15 protein-coding genes are annotated in these 14830 nt (G+C 67.8%); 4 read left to right on the top strand and 11 right to left on the bottom strand.

What is annotated here, in order from left to right:
* Nucleotides 1–4: 4 nt before the first annotated feature.
* Both D5041_RS00525 and D5041_RS00530 read right to left on the bottom strand, forming a co-directional pair.
* Complete coding sequence (locus D5041_RS00525) at nt 5–433, bottom strand: ExbD/TolR family protein (RefSeq protein WP_010101483.1); 429 nt, start codon at nt 431–433, stop codon at nt 5–7.
* Nucleotides 430–1077 (bottom strand): MotA/TolQ/ExbB proton channel family protein, encoded by a 648-nt coding sequence (locus D5041_RS00530; protein WP_010101482.1) that lies wholly within the window; start codon nt 1075–1077, stop codon nt 430–432. Before D5041_RS00530 ends, D5041_RS00525 begins: the two co-directional genes overlap by 4 nt.
* Before the next feature lie 354 nt (nt 1078–1431).
* Here D5041_RS00530 and xseA point away from each other — a divergent pair, with 354 nt between their 5' ends.
* Together xseA and D5041_RS00540 are read left to right on the top strand one after the other, a co-directional pair.
* Nucleotides 1432–2754, top strand: coding sequence for an exodeoxyribonuclease VII large subunit (xseA, locus tag D5041_RS00535; RefSeq protein WP_265283585.1), 1323 nt, complete (start codon nt 1432–1434; stop codon nt 2752–2754).
* 199 nt (nt 2755–2953) lie between these two features.
* Nucleotides 2954–3949, top strand: coding sequence for a hypothetical protein (locus D5041_RS00540; RefSeq protein ID WP_265259502.1), 996 nt, complete (start codon nt 2954–2956; stop codon nt 3947–3949).
* A gap of 12 nt (nt 3950–3961) precedes the next feature.
* Here the strand turns inward: D5041_RS00540 and D5041_RS00545 are convergent, their stop codons facing one another.
* The 6 genes from D5041_RS00545 to relB form a co-directional block, all read right to left on the bottom strand.
* Nucleotides 3962–6283, bottom strand: a complete 2322-nt coding sequence (locus D5041_RS00545; protein WP_265259503.1) for an NADP-dependent malic enzyme — start codon at nt 6281–6283, stop codon at nt 3962–3964.
* Nucleotides 6284–6405: 122 nt separating this feature from the next.
* Nucleotides 6406–7692: a C4-dicarboxylate transporter DctA gene (locus D5041_RS00550; protein ID WP_265283586.1), complete on the bottom strand. Its 1287-nt coding sequence runs from the start codon at nt 7690–7692 to the stop codon at nt 6406–6408.
* A 206-nt stretch (nt 7693–7898) separates the two neighbouring features.
* Nucleotides 7899–9665 (bottom strand): gamma-glutamyltransferase, encoded by a 1767-nt coding sequence (ggt, locus tag D5041_RS00555; protein WP_265283587.1) that lies wholly within the window; start codon nt 9663–9665, stop codon nt 7899–7901.
* Nucleotides 9666–9906: 241 nt separating this feature from the next.
* Nucleotides 9907–10965 carry a type II toxin-antitoxin system antitoxin DNA ADP-ribosyl glycohydrolase DarG gene (gene darG, locus D5041_RS00560; RefSeq protein WP_265283588.1) on the bottom strand — a complete coding sequence of 353 codons (1059 nt, stop codon included), beginning with the start codon at nt 10963–10965 and terminating at the stop codon, nt 9907–9909.
* Nucleotides 10966–10983: 18 nt separating this feature from the next.
* Nucleotides 10984–11124, bottom strand: coding sequence for a DUF4433 domain-containing protein (locus D5041_RS00565; RefSeq protein ID WP_265283589.1), 141 nt, complete (start codon nt 11122–11124; stop codon nt 10984–10986).
* Entirely contained in the window at nt 11117–11386 is a 270-nt protein-coding gene (relB, locus tag D5041_RS00570; protein ID WP_265283590.1) for a type II toxin-antitoxin system RelB family anti-toxin, read from the bottom strand. The genes D5041_RS00565 and relB overlap by 8 nt, the downstream gene beginning before the upstream one ends.
* Before the next feature lie 78 nt (nt 11387–11464).
* Between relB and D5041_RS00575 the strand changes: the two genes are divergently transcribed.
* Nucleotides 11465–11623 (top strand): AbrB/MazE/SpoVT family DNA-binding domain-containing protein, encoded by a 159-nt coding sequence (locus D5041_RS00575; RefSeq protein WP_265259508.1) that lies wholly within the window; start codon nt 11465–11467, stop codon nt 11621–11623.
* Between the two features lie 111 nt (nt 11624–11734).
* Here the strand turns inward: D5041_RS00575 and D5041_RS00580 are convergent, their stop codons facing one another.
* The 3 genes from D5041_RS00580 to modA form a co-directional block, all read right to left on the bottom strand.
* Complete coding sequence (locus D5041_RS00580) at nt 11735–12424, bottom strand: ATP-binding cassette domain-containing protein (protein WP_265259509.1); 690 nt, start codon at nt 12422–12424, stop codon at nt 11735–11737.
* A 1-nt stretch (nt 12425) separates the two neighbouring features.
* The gene (gene modB, locus D5041_RS00585; protein ID WP_010105672.1) at nt 12426–13079 is read right to left on the bottom strand and encodes a molybdate ABC transporter permease subunit; all 654 of its coding nucleotides are present in this window, start codon (nt 13077–13079) and stop codon (nt 12426–12428) included.
* 81 nt (nt 13080–13160) lie between these two features.
* Complete coding sequence (modA, locus tag D5041_RS00590) at nt 13161–13922, bottom strand: molybdate ABC transporter substrate-binding protein (RefSeq protein ID WP_407702199.1); 762 nt, start codon at nt 13920–13922, stop codon at nt 13161–13163.
* Nucleotides 13923–14059: 137 nt separating this feature from the next.
* On the opposite strand from modA, the gene modE reads away from it, so the two are divergent.
* Nucleotides 14060–14824 carry a molybdenum-dependent transcriptional regulator ModE gene (modE, locus tag D5041_RS00595; protein ID WP_265283591.1) on the top strand — a complete coding sequence of 255 codons (765 nt, stop codon included), beginning with the start codon at nt 14060–14062 and terminating at the stop codon, nt 14822–14824.
* The last annotated feature ends 6 nt before the right edge of the window (nt 14825–14830 follow it).

Below are 14830 nucleotides of genomic sequence, written 5' to 3' on the forward strand. Positions count from 1 at the left end.
CGCGTCAGCGTCTGGCCGCGCGCGAAGCCGCGGACGACTGCGTGGCAAACGTGATCTGCACCAGCCCCACGCGGCGCGCGGCCTCCATCACCGTGACCACGGACTGGTGCGACGACAGGGCGTCGGCGCTGATGACCACCACGCTGTCCCGGCCGGCGGCGCTGCGCAGCGCCTGCGCCACGGCGTCCACGCTCCGGCCATCGACGCCGCCCTGGTTCACGGCGTAGCGGCCGTCGGCGGCAACGGAGACGATCACCTCCCGGGGGTAGTCGCGCTGCGCCTCGGCGTCCGCCACGGGCAGCGTGAGCTGCAATTGCGTGAACTTGCTGTAGGTGGTGGTCAGCATCAGGAAGATGAGGATCACCAGCAACACGTCGATGAACGGGATCAGGTTGATCTCGGGTTCGTCCTTGGCGCGCGGGCGGAAGTTCATTTCGTCTTGCGCAACTGCAAAATGTGGCGCACGAACTGCTCGGAGGCCAGTTCCAGCGTGAGCAGGTAGGCGTCCACGCGGGCGCGGAAGTAGCGCCAGAAGATCAGCGCGGGGATGGCCACGATGAGCCCGAACGCCGTGTTGTACAGGGCGATCGAAATGCCGTGCGCCAGCTGGGCCGGGTTGCCGCCGCCCAGCGCCTGGCCCACGCCGCCCGAGCCGGCCTGCGAACCGAAGATCTCGATCATTCCGATCACGGTGCCGAGCAGGCCCAGCAAGGGGGCCGCGGAGGCGATGGTGGCCAGCGCCGACAGGTATTTCTCCAGGCGATGCGCCACGGCGCGCCCCGTGCCCTCCATGGCGGCGCGCACGTCGGTTTCGCTGCTCTGGGGCGCGCTGTTCAGGCGACGCAGGCCGCTGGCGAGTACCTCGCCCAGGGCCGAGCTCTGCGCAAGCTGGTTCACCACGTCGGGCGTGGGCAGCGCCTTGGACGACACCGCGATCGCTTCGTCGAGCAGTTTCGGGGGCGCGACGCGGGCCGTCTTGAGGGCCACGAAACGCTCGAAAACAAGCGCCATCCCCAAAATGGAGCACGCGATCAGGGGCCAGATGGGCCAGCCCGCGGCCTGTATGATGGACAGCAAATTCTCTCTCCGCGCAGATTAAAGCAAGCCGGGGATTATGCCCAGCTCGCTCTGGCTCTCGCGTGACAAACCGTCACTTGGCGAATCGCCCGGCCCCACGCTCGCGCAGCGCCGCAGAACTGTGGATAACTTTGTGGGCAAACCGCTTCGGGCGCCCTGCGGGCGCGTGCCTGACCCGCAGCAGACGGATAAAAGAGTACTCAGTGAAAACCTTAGCCCCATATATATCAAGGACTTGCACGGGTCCTGACATTTTGCCGTCAGTTTTCGCGGGCATCGGCGTGTTCCCTGCCGCTCGCCGGTTTCTGTGGAGTACTCAGCGTGTGAACACCGCGCCAAGGCCCGCCGCTCCTTATGTTTGAACGTCCGGAACCCGCCGTTTCGGCCCGCGTGTGGGAGGTTGGCGCGCTATGCCGCGCCATTGCTGACGCCCTGCAACTGCGTTTCAATCCGGTCGCGGTGCGCGGCGAGGTCACGGGCTGGTCGCGTGCGTCCAGCGGGCATTGCTATTTTTCGATCAAGGACGCCAGCGGCCAGCTGCGCTGCGCCATGTTCCGCCGCGCCGCCGACCTGCTCGACTTCGCGCCCTGCGACGGCCAATTGGTCGAACTGCGCGGCCGCCTGGGGGTCTACGAGGCGCGCGGGGACCTGCAGTTCATCGTCGAGAGCATGCAGCGCGCCGGGCAGGGAGCGCTGTTCGAGCGCTTCCTGCGGCTCAAGGCCCGGCTCGACGCCGAAGGACTCTTCGACAGCGCGCGCAAGCGCGCGCTGCCACTGCAACCGCGCGGCATCGGCCTGGTCACGTCGCCCGGGGCCGCGGCGCTGCACGACGTGATCACGGCCCTGCGCCGCCGCGTGCCGCATATCCCGGTGCTGCTGGTTCCGGCGCAGGTGCAGGGCGCGGCCGCGCCGCCGTCGATCATCGAGGCGCTGGAAAAACTGTATCTGCTGGCCCGCGCGCGCGCGGTGCCCGGGGCCCACCCCGACCAGACTCCGGCGATCGACGTCATCGCGCTGGTGCGCGGCGGCGGCTCCATCGAGGACCTGTGGGCTTTCAACGACGAGCAGTTGGCGCGCACCATCGTGCAAAGCCCGGTGCCGTTGATCAGCGGGATCGGGCACGAAACCGATTTCACCATCGCCGACTTCTGCGCCGACCTGCGCGCGCCCACGCCCACGGCGGCGGCCGAACTGCTCGCCCAGCCCCGCGACATGTGGCTGGGGGCGCTGGACCGGCTCGCCGGCCGCATCCGCGACGCCGTGCAGCGCCAGCTCGACGCGCGGCAGCAGCGGCTGGACCAGGCGGCCGCACGGCTCGGCCGCCCGTCGGGCCGCGTGGCGCACCAGCAGATGCAGCTGGCGCAGCTTGCCCAGCGCATGCGCCACAGCGCGCAGCTGAACCTGCAACACCGCGCGCAGGCCCGGCAAGCGCTGCAAGTGCAACTGCCCGCCGCATGGCAGCGGCACCTGGCGCGGCAGGCAGATCGGCTGGAGCGCGCGGCCCTGCGCCTGGAACTGCTCGACCCGCGCCTGGTGTTGCAACGCGGCTACGCCCTGCTCACCAGCGCCGGCGGCCAGGCCGTGACCCAGGTGCGCCAGGCACGCCCCGGCGACGCGCTGCGGGCCACGCTGGCCGACGGAACGATCGACCTGACCGTGGCCCGGCCCGGCGTCTAAGTCTGAAATTCCCCCCCCCCTCGTGCCAGGCCTCGCGCATATAAGTGAATGGCGGGCCCTCGTCCCGATCGTGTCTGCTTCCTTTCACCGGACGGCTCGGCATAGGGCCGGGAACCATCGACACCGCCATAATAACGCCAGTTTGCACGATAACAATATGCATGTTATCGTGCGGAATAAAAGTTATACAGGATGCACTTTGCCGACCCAAGCGACCGCCGTCCTGCACTATCTCCACGAGGTTCTGGGCATTGACGCGCCAGACCTGAGGCCGTGGGGGCGTGCAAACGAACTGCCTTACTTCCTGCGCGACGCCTTCCAGTTCAGCGAGCTGGAACTGCTGGGGCAGCCCGTCGTCCTGGCGATCGGGCGGGCTGAGGCCAAGCAGTCCCTCAGCGAAGTCCGTACCTGGCTGGACAAGGTCCTGGCCCTGGCGGGTCAGCCGGCGGTCTACGTCACCGATGCACTGGCCTCTTATGACCGTCGGCGCTTGATCGAGCAAAAAGTCCCGTTCATCGTGCCGGGCAACCAACTCTATCTGCCGGACCTGGGACTGGACCTGCGTGAGTATTTTCGGCAGCGCGCTCCGGCCACGGAAGCGGCGCTGAGCCCATCCGCGCAAGCCATGCTGATCACCGCCTTGCTGCGCCAGCCGTGGCAGCCCGATTGGCAGCCCTCCGAGGTCGCGGCTGCGTTGGGCTACACGCCCATGACACTGTCGCGCGCGGTCAGGGAACTGACTGCGGCCGGGCTGGCTGCCGCGCACACGGTCGGCCGTTCGCGCTGGCTGCGCATGGAACTCCCGCCGAAGCAGGTCTGGGAGCGTGCGAGGCCCGCACTGCGAACGCCGGTCCGGCGCACGGTCTGGGTGGCAGCGCATGGGGTCGCCGCACACCGGCCCAGCCGCCTCGCGGGTCTGAGCGCTCTCGCGCGCCATTCCATGCTGTCCGAGCCGAAATGGCCGGTGCATGCGTTGAGCGCCGCAGACTGGAAGGCTGCGACGGATGCCGGCGTTCGCGAATTGCCTGATCCCGAAGCGGGCGCACAAGAATGGCAGCTGTGGAGCTACAGCCCGGCGCTGATGCCGAACGCCAGCACCGTGGACCCGCTCTCCTTGACGCTCAGCCTGCAGGAGAACGCCGACGACCGAATCCAGCTCGCACTGGACGAACTGAAAGGGCAACTTCCATGGTGAGAGGTTGTGCCGCTATCCGCGGGGCAGAACACGGGGACGCGCCGCCGCGCTGGCAACGGCCAGCGCCGTCATGTTGAGCACCCGGCGCACGGTGGCGGCCGGGGTCAGGATGTACGCCGTGGCGGCTGCGCCCATGAGGATGGGGCCCACGGTCACGCCGCCGCTGGTGGTGGTCTTGAGCACGTTGTAGAGGATGTTGGCCGCGTCGATGTTCGGGCAGATCAGCAGGTTCGCCGCGTCGGTCAGCGTCGCGTCCGACAGATAGGTGTTGCGGATTCCCGGATCGAGCGCGGCGTCGCCGTGCAGTTCGCCGTCGCATTCGATCCCGGGGTGCGCAGCGACGAACAGGTCACGCGCCAGGCGCATCTTCTTGGCCGACGCGCGCTTGGAGGAGCCATAGTTGGAATGCGACAGGAAGGCCACCTTTGCGGGCAGGCCAAAGCGCTGCACTTCCTGCACCGACATCCAGGCGATGTCTGCCAGTTGCTGCGCCGTGGGGTCTTCGTTCACATAGGTGTCCGCAATGAAGAGCGTTCCGCGGCTGGTCATGAGCGCGTTGAGCGCGGCGTAGTCGTGCACGCCCGGCTGGCGGCCAAGGATGCTGTGGATGCGTTCCAGGTGCGTTTCATAGGTTCCCACCAGGCCGCAGATCATGGCGTCGGCGTCGCCCAGCGCCACCATCAGCGCGGCGATGATGGTGTTCGAGCGGCGCACCGCGGCCTTGGCCACTTCCGGCGTGGCGCCGTCGCGGCGCATGCGCTGGTGGTAGTGCTCCCAGTACTGGCGAAAGCGCGGGTCGTCCTCGGGGTTGCACAACTGCACGTCGTTGCCCGGTTGCATGCGCAGGCCGGCTTTCCGGATGCGCGCGGCGATCACCGCGGGGCGTCCAATCAGGATCGGCCGCGCGATCCTGTCGTCTATCACCATCTGCGCGGCGCGCAGCGCGCGCTCGTCTTCTCCGTCGGCGTAGGCGACGCGCTTTTGCGCGTCGGGCAGGGCCTTGGCTGCGGTGATCACGGGGCGCATCAGCATGCCCGTCTGGTAGACGAAGCGCGAGAGGTTTTCCTTGTAGGCCTCCATGTCGGTGATCGGGCGCGTGGCCACGCCGGAGTCGGCTGCGGCCTGGGCCACGGCGGGCGCGATCTTGAGGATCAGGCGCGAGTCGAAGGGCGTGGGGATCAGGTAGTCGGGGCCAAAAGCGAGTTCCTTGCCGGCGTAGGCGTTGGCCACCTCTTCGCTGATGTCGGCCTTGGCCAGGTCGGCAATCTGGCGCACGCAGGCCAGCTTCATGGCTTCGGTGATCCGGGTCGCGCCGCAGTCCAGCGCGCCGCGGAAGATGTAGGGAAAGCACAGCACGTTGTTCACCTGATTCGGGTAGTCCGAACGGCCCGTGGCGATGATGCAGTCCGGGCGCACCGCGCGGGCCAGTTCCGGGCGGATTTCGGGCTCGGGGTTGGCCAGCGCCAGGATGATCGGCCGGGGCGCCATGCTCCGCACCATCTCCGCCGTGAGCACGCCGGGGGCCGAGCAGCCCAGGAACACGTCCGCGCCGTTGACGGCGTCGGCCAGCGTGCGCGCGTCGGTCTCTTGGGCGTAACGCGCCTTGGATGCGTCGTAGCCGCCGGGGCGGCCCGCGTAGATCACGCCCTTGGAATCGCACATGAAGACGTTGTGCGCGCGCACGCCCAGGCCCAGCATCACGCTGACGCAGGCAATCGCGGCGGCGCCGGCGCCCGAGACGGCGATCCTGACCGCGCCGATGTCCTTGCCCACCAGTTCCAGGCCGTTGAGCAGCGCGGCGCTGGAGATGATGGCCGTGCCGTGCTGGTCGTCGTGGAACACGGGGATGTTCATGCGCCGGGACAGCTCGCGCTCGATGTAGAAGCACTCGGGCGCCTTGATGTCTTCGAGGTTCACGCCGCCCAGCGTGGGCTCGAGCGCGGCAATGATCGCGATGAGCTTGTCGGGGTCGCGCTCGGCCAATTCGATGTCGAATACGTCCACGCCGGCGAACTTCTTGAACAGGCAGCCCTTGCCCTCCATCACCGGCTTGCCCGCCAGCGGGCCGATGTCGCCCAGGCCAAGAACGGCCGTGCCATTCGTGATCACGCCCACCAGGTTGCCGCGCGAGGTGTAGTCGAAGGCCTTGGACGGGTCGGCCTGTATGTCCAGGCAGGGGTAGGCCACGCCGGGCGAGTAGGCGAGCGAGAGGTCGCGCTGGTTCGACAGGGGCTTGGTGGGGGTCACCGATATCTTGCCCCGGCCGGGGTTGCGGTGGTACTCGCGCGCGGCGTCGCGCAGCGATTCTTCGGCGGCGGAAAGTTTCTCGGGCATGCGGCAATCCTGTTCGGAAGTCCTCGGTGGGGGTGCGAAACAGGGTAGCCGATGGTGTGGCTGGCCGGCATCGCGGTTTATGCCTATCCGGTCCACTCCCGCCCGCTGGCGCGCGGGGCGCGTCAGGCCGGTCCGTGGGGCGGTGGCGGCTCGCGCCCGTCGAGCACGGCGTGCGCGCGTTCGCGGTCGATGTCGCCCTCCCAGGCGGCCACGGCGACGGTGGCCACGCAGTTGCCGATCAGATTGCCCAGCGCCCGGGCGATCCCCATGAACCAGTCCACGGACAACACCAGCACCAGACCGATCGCGGGGATCGCGGGAATCGCCTGCAAGGTGGCCGCGAGCACGACGATGGCCGACCCGGGAACACCGTGTGCGCCCTTGGACGTGAGCAGCGAGACCGCCAAAATGCCCCACAGATCGGCCATGGAGATCGGCGTGTTCGTGGCCTGCGCGATGAACACCGCCGCCAGCGTGATGTAGATGGAGAACGCGTCGAGGTTGAACGAATAGCCCGTGGGGATCACCAGTCCCACCGTGGAATCGCGGATTCCCATGCGCCTGAGCTTGGCCATGACCTGCGGCAGCACGCTGTCGGACGAGGTGGTCGCAAACACCACGGCGAGTTCCTCGCGCAGATAGCGCAGCAGCTTGAACAGGCTCAGGCCCGACAAGCGCATGATGGGCCCGAGCACCGCCACCACGAAGAGCAGCACGGCGGCGTAGAACAGCAGCACCAGCATGCCCAGTTGCCTGAGCGTGCCCGGGCCGTATTTGGCGACCGTGAACGCGATGGCGCCGAGCACCCCCAGCGGCGCGAGCCGGATGATCAGCCCCATGGCCTTGAACAGCACCAGCGAAAGCGTCTCGACCAGTTCCGTGACGCGCGCGCCGCGCTCGCCCAGCAGCGCCAGCGCGCAGCCGAAGACGATGGCAAACAGCAGCACCTGGAGCACGTCGCCGTTGGCGAAGGCGCTCACCGCCGTGGTCGGGACGAGCCGCAGCAGAAAGTCGCTGAAGCCGCCCCCGGTGAGCTTGTGCGCGCTCTCCGTGTAGGCACCCAGGGCCTGGGCGTCGAGTGTCCCGGGGTTCACGTTCATTCCCGCGCCGGGCTCGAACCAGAGCGCCAGCGCCAGGCCCAGCACGAGCGCGACGGTGGTGACCCCCTCGAAGTAGATCAGCGTCCTGAGGCCGACGCGGCCCACGCGCCGCAGATCGCCGCTTCCCGCAATGCCATGCACCACCACGCAGAAAACGATCGGGGAGATCAGCATCTTGATCAGCTTGATGAACCCGTCGCCGAGCGGCCTGAGCTGCAACGCGGTATCGGGCCAGACCAGGCCGAGCGCCACGCCGGCGAGCAGCGCCAGGACCACCTGGCCAAAGAGGGAGGGGAAAACCCGGGGCATGGACACTCCTTGGGGATGGATCGCACACAAGCGGCTCCGCAGCGCAAGCATAGGTTGCCGATTGCGTATCGGGGTGCCCGGCTTGTTCCCCAGGTGACAGAGCGGGGGCCCTGCTGCATGAAAAAAGCCACCCGCTCAAGGGGGTGGCTTGGAGGGGGAGCGGGGCAGGCCCTTGCCGCCGCCCGATCGGGTGTCAATCGATCACATCAATAGCCCAAGGTCTTGCCGTCCGGGTTGCGCGGGTCGGAGTTGCCGTACAGGATGCCGTCGCGCAGCTGGATGGTCTGTGTGCGGCCCATCGCCGGCTTCACGGCAATGCTGTGGCCGCGCTGCCTGAGCAGCGCCAGGGTGTCGGGGCTCAGGCCCTTTTCCACGCGCAGTTCGTCGGGCGTCCACTGGTGGTGCACGCGGGGACTGGCTGCGGCTTCCGCGGGGGTCATGCCGAAGTCGATGATGTTGAGCACCGTCTGCAGCACCGTGGTGATGATGCGCGCGCCGCCGGGGCTGCCGGTCACCAGGGTCGGCTTGCCGTCCTTGAGGACCACGGTGGGCGTCATCGACGACAGCGGGCGCTTGCCGGCCGCCACGGCGTTCGCCTCGCCGCCCACGAGGCCGTAGGCATTCGCCACGCCGGGTTTCGCCGAGAAGTCGTCCATCTCATTGTTGAGCATGATCCCCGTTCCCTGGGCAACGATGCCGCTGCCAAAGTTGGTGTTCAACGTGTAGGTCACGGCCACGGCGTTGCCGGCCTTGTCAACCACCGAGTAGTGCGTGGTCTGGTCGCTTTCATACGCCTGGGGCCGGCCCGGCGCGATGCTCCTTCCCGGGCGCGCCGCGTTGCCGTCTATGCCCTTGGCCAGCGCCTGGGCGTAGGGCTTGGAAGTCAGTCCCTTGAGCGGGATTCGCACGAAATCCGGGTCGCCCAGGTATTCGGCGCGGTCGGCATAAGCCAGCTTCATGCTCTCGGCCAGGTAGTGGATGGTCTGCGCGCTGTTTGCTCCCCACTGGGCCAGCGGCAGCGGCTCGAGCATGTTCAGCATCTGCACCAGGTGCGCACCGCCCGAGGAGGGCGGCGGCATGGTCACGATCTCGTAGCCACGGTAGATGCCGCGCGTGGGCGCGCGCTCGACCACCTGGTACGCGCGCAGGTCTTGCAGCGTGATGGCGCCGGCGTGCGGCGCCATTTCGGCCGCAATCTTCTGCGCGATCTCGCCCTCGTAGAAGGCCTTGGCGCCCTGCTGCGCGATCAGGCGCATGGACTGGGCCAGGTCTTCTTGCACGAGCAGGTCGCCCGCCTTCAGCGGCGCGCCGTTTTTCCAGAAGATCGCGCGGGTCGCGGGCCACGGGCCCATGGTCTTTTGTTCCTGCTGCAAAACCCTGGCCAGCGTCTCGCTCACGGGAAAGCCCTGGTTGGCCAGCGCGATGGCGGGCGCGATGACCTTCTCCAGGGGCATCGTTCCCCAGCGCTTGAGCGCATGTTCCATGCCGGCGACGGTGCCGGGAACGCCCACGGCGTAGTGCGTGTAAAGCGATTTGTCCTGGATCACCTGGCCCTGGGCGTCCAGGTACATGTCGCGCCGCGCCCCGCGGGGCGCGATTTCGCGGAAATCGAGCGCCACGCTCTGGCCGGTCTTGGCCTCGTGCAGCAGCATGAAGCCACCACCGCCCAGGTTGCCCGCGTTGGGCAACACCACGGCAAGCGCAAAGCCGACGCCCACGGCCGCGTCCACCGCGTTGCCGCCGGCCCGCAGGATGTCCAGGCCCACCCGCGAGGCGAGCTCCTGTTCCGAAGCAACCATGCCATTTCGCGCCACCACGGGGTGGAAGCGGTCCATGTCGAGGTCGTAGGGCGCCGCAGCGGTTTGCTGGGCCGGCGCTGCCGCGCTCACGGCCGGCGGGGCGTTGCCGCAGGCGCTCAGGCTGGCCAGGGCCAGCGCAATGCTGCTGCTCAGCAGCGTATGGCGAATGTTCATGCTTTGTCTCCTCGTTGTTGCCATGCAAGGGCCCCTTGCGGCGGGCGCCCGGCGCGCAGTGTAGCGACTCAGTCTCGATGGCGCAGGCCGATGCGGCGCTCATGCCATGCCGGTTGGATGCGCGCGTTCCCCTGATCGATTGCCGTCACGGGGAAGGCTACCGATCAGCCTGCGGCAGCCGGTTGGACCGGTGTGGATACGCGCCTCGCTCCGGTCCTTTTTTGCATTCCCTGATGAATCCTCAATGGGCCGAAGCCACTTCGGGCGATAGCCAGCCCTGGGAGCGCAGCCGCTCTTCGGCAATGGCCAGCTGACGGGGCGTGAATTGCCGCTTGCGGGCATTCCAGCCATGGACTTGGCGCTCCACGCTCTCGTGCCGTGTGGCGCCCTCGCGGCTCATCACCCAATGTACGCTGGCCAAAAGTTCCAGCCCGTAGGATGACTCGAAGCCTTCTACCAGCTTGGTCACCCGTTCAAAGCGGGCGCGGCTGATTTCGTGCTGAGCCAAGTAGACCTTGGCGTCATTCACCGCCCCGGGCACCAGCGTGAGTGGTTTGTCCGGCGCATCGCCGCCATCGGCATAACCCGTGATGAAATGGCCTTCCACCGCCTGCAGCACATGCCGAAGGTTCTCCGCGTAGGGGCCGTAGTGATGCTTGACGTACTGGAGACGTAGCGGCTCACCGGCCTCCTGCATGAAGTACATCAGCTTGTGGATTTCCAGCAAGGTGACGAAGGGGTCGAGCAGACCGCCGAGGTAGCGCTGCATCAGTTCCACCAAGGCGGCGCGGCCCACCGTCATCTTGGGCACCTCGCGCGCATGCGCCATCTTGTCGTTGGCTGGGGCCCCCTTGGGCTCGAACACCAGCACACGCACGCCGGCAAGCTCTGCCAGCGCACGTGCGATGCGGGGACGCACCTCCCTCCAGTCAAGCCCGCCCAAACCTGCGCCCAGTGGCGGAATGGCGATGGAGTGAATGCCCTTGGCACGGATGACATGGACCAGATCGGTCAGGCCCGCCTCGATGTCCTCCATGCGGCTCTTGCCACGCCAGTGGCGCTTGGTCGGGAAGTTGATGATGAAGCGCGGCAGGGTGAGCTGCCCCGTATCAAAAACGAACATGCGGCCAGGCTGCACCGCTTCGTGCTTGCAGGCCGCTTCGTAAGCCTTGAAGTTTTCGGGGTAGCCGTTCTTGAACTGCAAGGCGATGCCGCGCCCCATCACACCGACGCAGTTGACGGTGTTGACCAGTGCGTCGGCCTCACATTGGAGGATGTCGCCCGAGGTGTACTCGATCATGGTGATGTTCCTCTCGCTTCAGTAATACCAGTCCGGGCGCACTTCGACCGTTGGCCGGTGTCCGTGTGCCGAAAGGGCGTTGACAACTCGACCGTAGACGGCCGCCGAGTGAATGCTCACATCCAGGGCCTTGATCTTGCCGCGCAGCGCGTCAGCCATTGCCGGACTCCTCCAGCATGGTGCGGATCATTTCGAGATCAGGACGCGCGTCGGTGATCGCCACCATCTTGCCGATGGCGGCGAGCACCGCGAAAACGGTGTGCGAGCCGACGTTCTTGCCGTGCTCCAGATCGGCGATGGTCTGCCTGCGCGTGCCGACCGCCGCAGCCACATCGTCCTGGCTCTTGCCCAACGCCTTGCGCTCATCTCTGAGCATGCGCCCGAAGGTCTGGCTGTCCTGCGCTCGTAAGATCCTGTCCATATCGCCTCTTATAGTGGGGCCTGCCCAGCATGTGCGTGTTATCGAACTTTTGGTATTTTTTTCTATGGAATGTACGCTATGTCAAACATTTTCAAAAAATGCGTGCCCTTGCGTGGCGAGTCGGCCAAGGCCGCCTCTTGGCAGGAGTTCTTCGAACTTGCCGATCGCACCGAGATTCCGCCCGATTTCATGGTCGATCGCGCAGACTTGCCGGAGCAAGAGAGGAACCTGTTTTGAGCCGCTTCATGCTGGATACGAACATGGCGAGCGAACTACGTCATCAAGGGGAATCCGCCGGAGGCGCGCGAGCGGCTGACATCCCGCTCGGGGCGCTCGGCAAGCGGCATCTCAGCAAACCTTCGGGCTGAAGACCTGACCCACGACGCGCCCATTGTCGAGTTGGATCACCTCGCGTGCCAGGGCTTCGGCGTCCTGCGGATCGTGGGTCACGAGCAGGGTCGGCACCGGCACGCGCCCGAGCATCTCGGCCAGTTCACGCCGCAGCCGTGCGCGCAGGGGCACGTCCAGCGCGGACAAGGGCTCGTCGAGCAGCAGCAGTTGCGGTTCGGTCGCCAGCGCCCGCGCGAGGGCGACGCGCTGGCGCTGGCCTCCGGAGAGATTGCGCGGGAGGCTGCTGCGCAGCGCCTGCAGATCGAACTGCCGGATCAGGGCCTGCACCCGCTCCATGCCCCCGGTGTCGATGCGCCGGCCAAGCCGGTGGACGCCAAACTGCAGATTGCGCTCCACCGTCATGTGCGGAAACAGGGCGTAGTCCTGGAACACCACGCCGACCCGGCGCTTGCGCGCCGGCAAGTCAACGCCACGCGCCGTGTCCAGCAGGGTCTGGCCGGCGATGCGCACATGGCCGCGCGCCGCATGCACCAGCCCGGCGATGGCCATCAGGACGGTTGACTTGCCCGAGCCCGACGGCCCCATCAGCGCGCAATGATGCGCATGGGCTTCGAAGGCCACGTCCAGATCGAACCTGCGCTCCGCCGAGCGCAGGGTGCACTGCAGCCGGACATCGAGCGCGCTCATCTCAGTGCCGCGCCTGGAGCAAGCGGCCCGAGACCACGAGCACGGCCATGCAGACGACCGACATGGTCAGGGTGATGCACAGGGCGCGCCCGTCCTCGCCGGCCTGCACCGCCTCGTAGACGGCGATGGACAGGGTCTGCGTCTTGCCGGGCAAGTTGCCGGCGATCATCAGGGTGGCGCCGAATTCGCCCATGGCGCGGGCAAAGGCCAGCATCAGTCCGGCAGCGATGCCACGGATCGCCAAGGGAAGCGCGACGCGCATGAACAGCTCGAACTCGCCGGCGCCGAGCGTGCGCGCCGCGTGGGCGAAGCGCCCGTCAACCTCTTCAAAGGCCGCGTACGCGCCCTTGTAGACCAGCGGCAGGGAGACCACCGACGCCGCGATGACGGCGCCCTGCCAGGTGAACATGAGGTTGATGCCAAACCAGTCGTGCAGATGCCGGCCGAGCGCGCCGTTGCGCCCGATGAGCACGATCAGGTAGTAGCCGATCACCGTGGGCGGCAGCACCATGGGCAGCACCAGGATCGCGTCGAGAATGCCCTTTCCGGGGAATTTGCTGCGCGCGAGCCACCAGGCGAGGCCAATCCCTGCCAGGCCTGCGATCAGCGTGGCCAGCAGGGCAACCTTGAGCGTGAGCCAGAGCGCAATCAGCATGCCCTGCGCCCACGCATCCGCCCAACAGGCGCGGCTCCCCACGCCAGGACACCACGGAAGGCGACTCGGAGATGTTCCACTTCAGGGCTTGGAAAAGCCAAAGCGCTGCAGGATCTCCTGGCCGGCGGGGCCGCGCACGAAGGCGATGAACGCATTCGCCAGCGCGGCGTTCTGGCTCGCCGCGACCTGCGCGATGGGATAGGTCACCGGCGTGCTCGTCGGCACCGTGAACGCGATGCGCGTCTTCTCGCGTTCGACCATGGCGTCGGTGCGGTAGACGAAGCCGGCATCGACCTCGCCACGCGCCACGTAGTTCAGGACCTGGCGCACGCTCTCGCCGTAGATCCACCGGGGTTGCAGGGCCGCCGTGAGGCCGGCCCTCTCGACCGCCTCCATCGTGTAGCGCCCGACGGGCACGGTGGCCGGCGTTCCGGTCGATACGCGCTGGAAGGACGGGCTCGCGAGGTCGCCGAGCGCCTTCGGCGCCTGGGCCGATGCCGACGGCAGGATCAGCACCAGCGTGTTCGCGGCAAAGTCGGCGCGCGTCGCCGCCACGATGAGGCCGGCCGCCCGGTGCATGCTCTCCTGATCCGCCGAGGCAAACACGTCCACCGGTGCGCCCTGCCGGATCTGCGCGAGCAACGGGCCGGACGCAGCAAAGTTGAAGCGCACCTTGGCGCCCGGCTGCGCCTGCTCGAAGGCTTGGCCCACGGCCTGGAAGGCGTTGGTCAGGCTCGCGGCGGCGGAGACCACCAGTTCCTGCGCCCGGGAGGCTGCGCCGGCGAAGGCCAGGGTGGCCGCCAGCATCACCGCGCGCAGTCGGGTCGGGGTCGGGGTCGTCATGCTTGTTTTTCCTCGGGCATTGCGCTATTCGCTACTTGAATAGCGATGCTAGCATGGCAAGCAGCTGCCGCACCCGCGCGCGCCGGGAGGCAGGATGCCGGGCAGTTACCGTGCAGATTGCTTGCACAATCCGCGCGATGAGAAAACCCCGACTCACCGACGCGCTGGACCATGGCCTGAGCGACAAGCGCATCGACATCCTGCGGGGCATCGGGCGCAGCGGCAGCATCTCGCAGGCCGCCCGCGAGACCGGGGTCAGCTACAGGGCCGCCTGGCAGGCGATCGACACGCTCACCAACCTGGCCGGCGTTCCCCTGGTCCACCGCGCCGTCGGAGGCGCTGGCGGCGGGGGCGCAACGCTGACGGCGCATGGCGTCCAGCTGCTCGAGCTCGCCGGGGAGTTGGACGCGGCAAAGGCGCTGATCCAGCAGCGTTGGCGGGCGGCCTCCGGCGCGGCGGACGCATCCGGCGCGACGCTGTTTGCGTTGAGAACCAGCATGCGCAATCAGTTCGCGGCCACCGTGCTCGGCGTCGAGACGGCAGGTCCCCTGTCGCGTGTTCAGCTGCGGGTCGGGGACGCTGCGGTCCTTTGCGCGCGCATCACGCGCGAGAGCGTGGAGTTGCTCGGACTGCGCCCCGGCCTGCGGGTGATTGCGCTGTGCAAGGCGACCTCGGTGCGCGTCACGCGCCCGGGCGCTGCCCCCGCCGAGGTGCCGGCGAATCAGCTGCGCGGCCAGGTCGCTGGCGTCGAGCGCGGTCCGCAGGGCGACGAGGTCACGCTGGAGTTGCCCGCGGGCGGTCGCATCATCGGCTTCGCGGACGCCCGCAGCGGCCTGCGCGTCCGGCAGCAGGCGCTGGCCGACGTCGAGGAATCAGCCGTCGTGGTGGCGCTGGCCGGTTGATTTTCT

This window comes from Verminephrobacter aporrectodeae subsp. tuberculatae, from assembly GCF_026127385.1.
Classification (GTDB): domain Bacteria; phylum Pseudomonadota; class Gammaproteobacteria; order Burkholderiales; family Burkholderiaceae_C; genus Acidovorax; species Acidovorax aporrectodeae.

Excerpts from the sequence above, each read along its gene's own strand:
- modB (WP_010105672.1), bottom strand. The coding sequence starts at position 13,079 with ATGCTGATTGCGCTCTGGCTCACGCTCAAGGTTGCCCTGCTGGCCACG.
- D5041_RS00565 (WP_265283589.1), bottom strand. The coding sequence starts at position 11,124 with ATGGCTGACGCGCTGCGCGGCAAGATCAAGGCCCTGGATGTGAGCATT.
- D5041_RS00575 (WP_265259508.1), top strand. The coding sequence starts at position 11,465 with ATGTCAAACATTTTCAAAAAATGCGTGCCCTTGCGTGGCGAGTCGGCC.
- modE (WP_265283591.1), top strand. The coding sequence starts at position 14,060 with ATGAGAAAACCCCGACTCACCGACGCGCTGGACCATGGCCTGAGCGAC.
- D5041_RS00580 (WP_265259509.1), bottom strand. The coding sequence starts at position 12,424 with ATGAGCGCGCTCGATGTCCGGCTGCAGTGCACCCTGCGCTCGGCGGAG.
- D5041_RS00525 (WP_010101483.1), bottom strand. The coding sequence starts at position 433 with ATGAACTTCCGCCCGCGCGCCAAGGACGAACCCGAGATCAACCTGATC.
- D5041_RS00545 (WP_265259503.1), bottom strand. The coding sequence starts at position 6,283 with ATGCCCGAGAAACTTTCCGCCGCCGAAGAATCGCTGCGCGACGCCGCG.
- D5041_RS00550 (WP_265283586.1), bottom strand. The coding sequence starts at position 7,692 with ATGCCCCGGGTTTTCCCCTCCCTCTTTGGCCAGGTGGTCCTGGCGCTG.
- modA (WP_407702199.1), bottom strand. The coding sequence starts at position 13,922 with ATGACGACCCCGACCCCGACCCGACTGCGCGCGGTGATGCTGGCGGCC.
- relB (WP_265283590.1), bottom strand. The coding sequence starts at position 11,386 with ATGGACAGGATCTTACGAGCGCAGGACAGCCAGACCTTCGGGCGCATG.
- ggt (WP_265283587.1), bottom strand. The coding sequence starts at position 9,665 with ATGAACATTCGCCATACGCTGCTGAGCAGCAGCATTGCGCTGGCCCTG.
- xseA (WP_265283585.1), top strand. The coding sequence starts at position 1,432 with ATGTTTGAACGTCCGGAACCCGCCGTTTCGGCCCGCGTGTGGGAGGTT.
- darG (WP_265283588.1), bottom strand. The coding sequence starts at position 10,965 with ATGATCGAGTACACCTCGGGCGACATCCTCCAATGTGAGGCCGACGCA.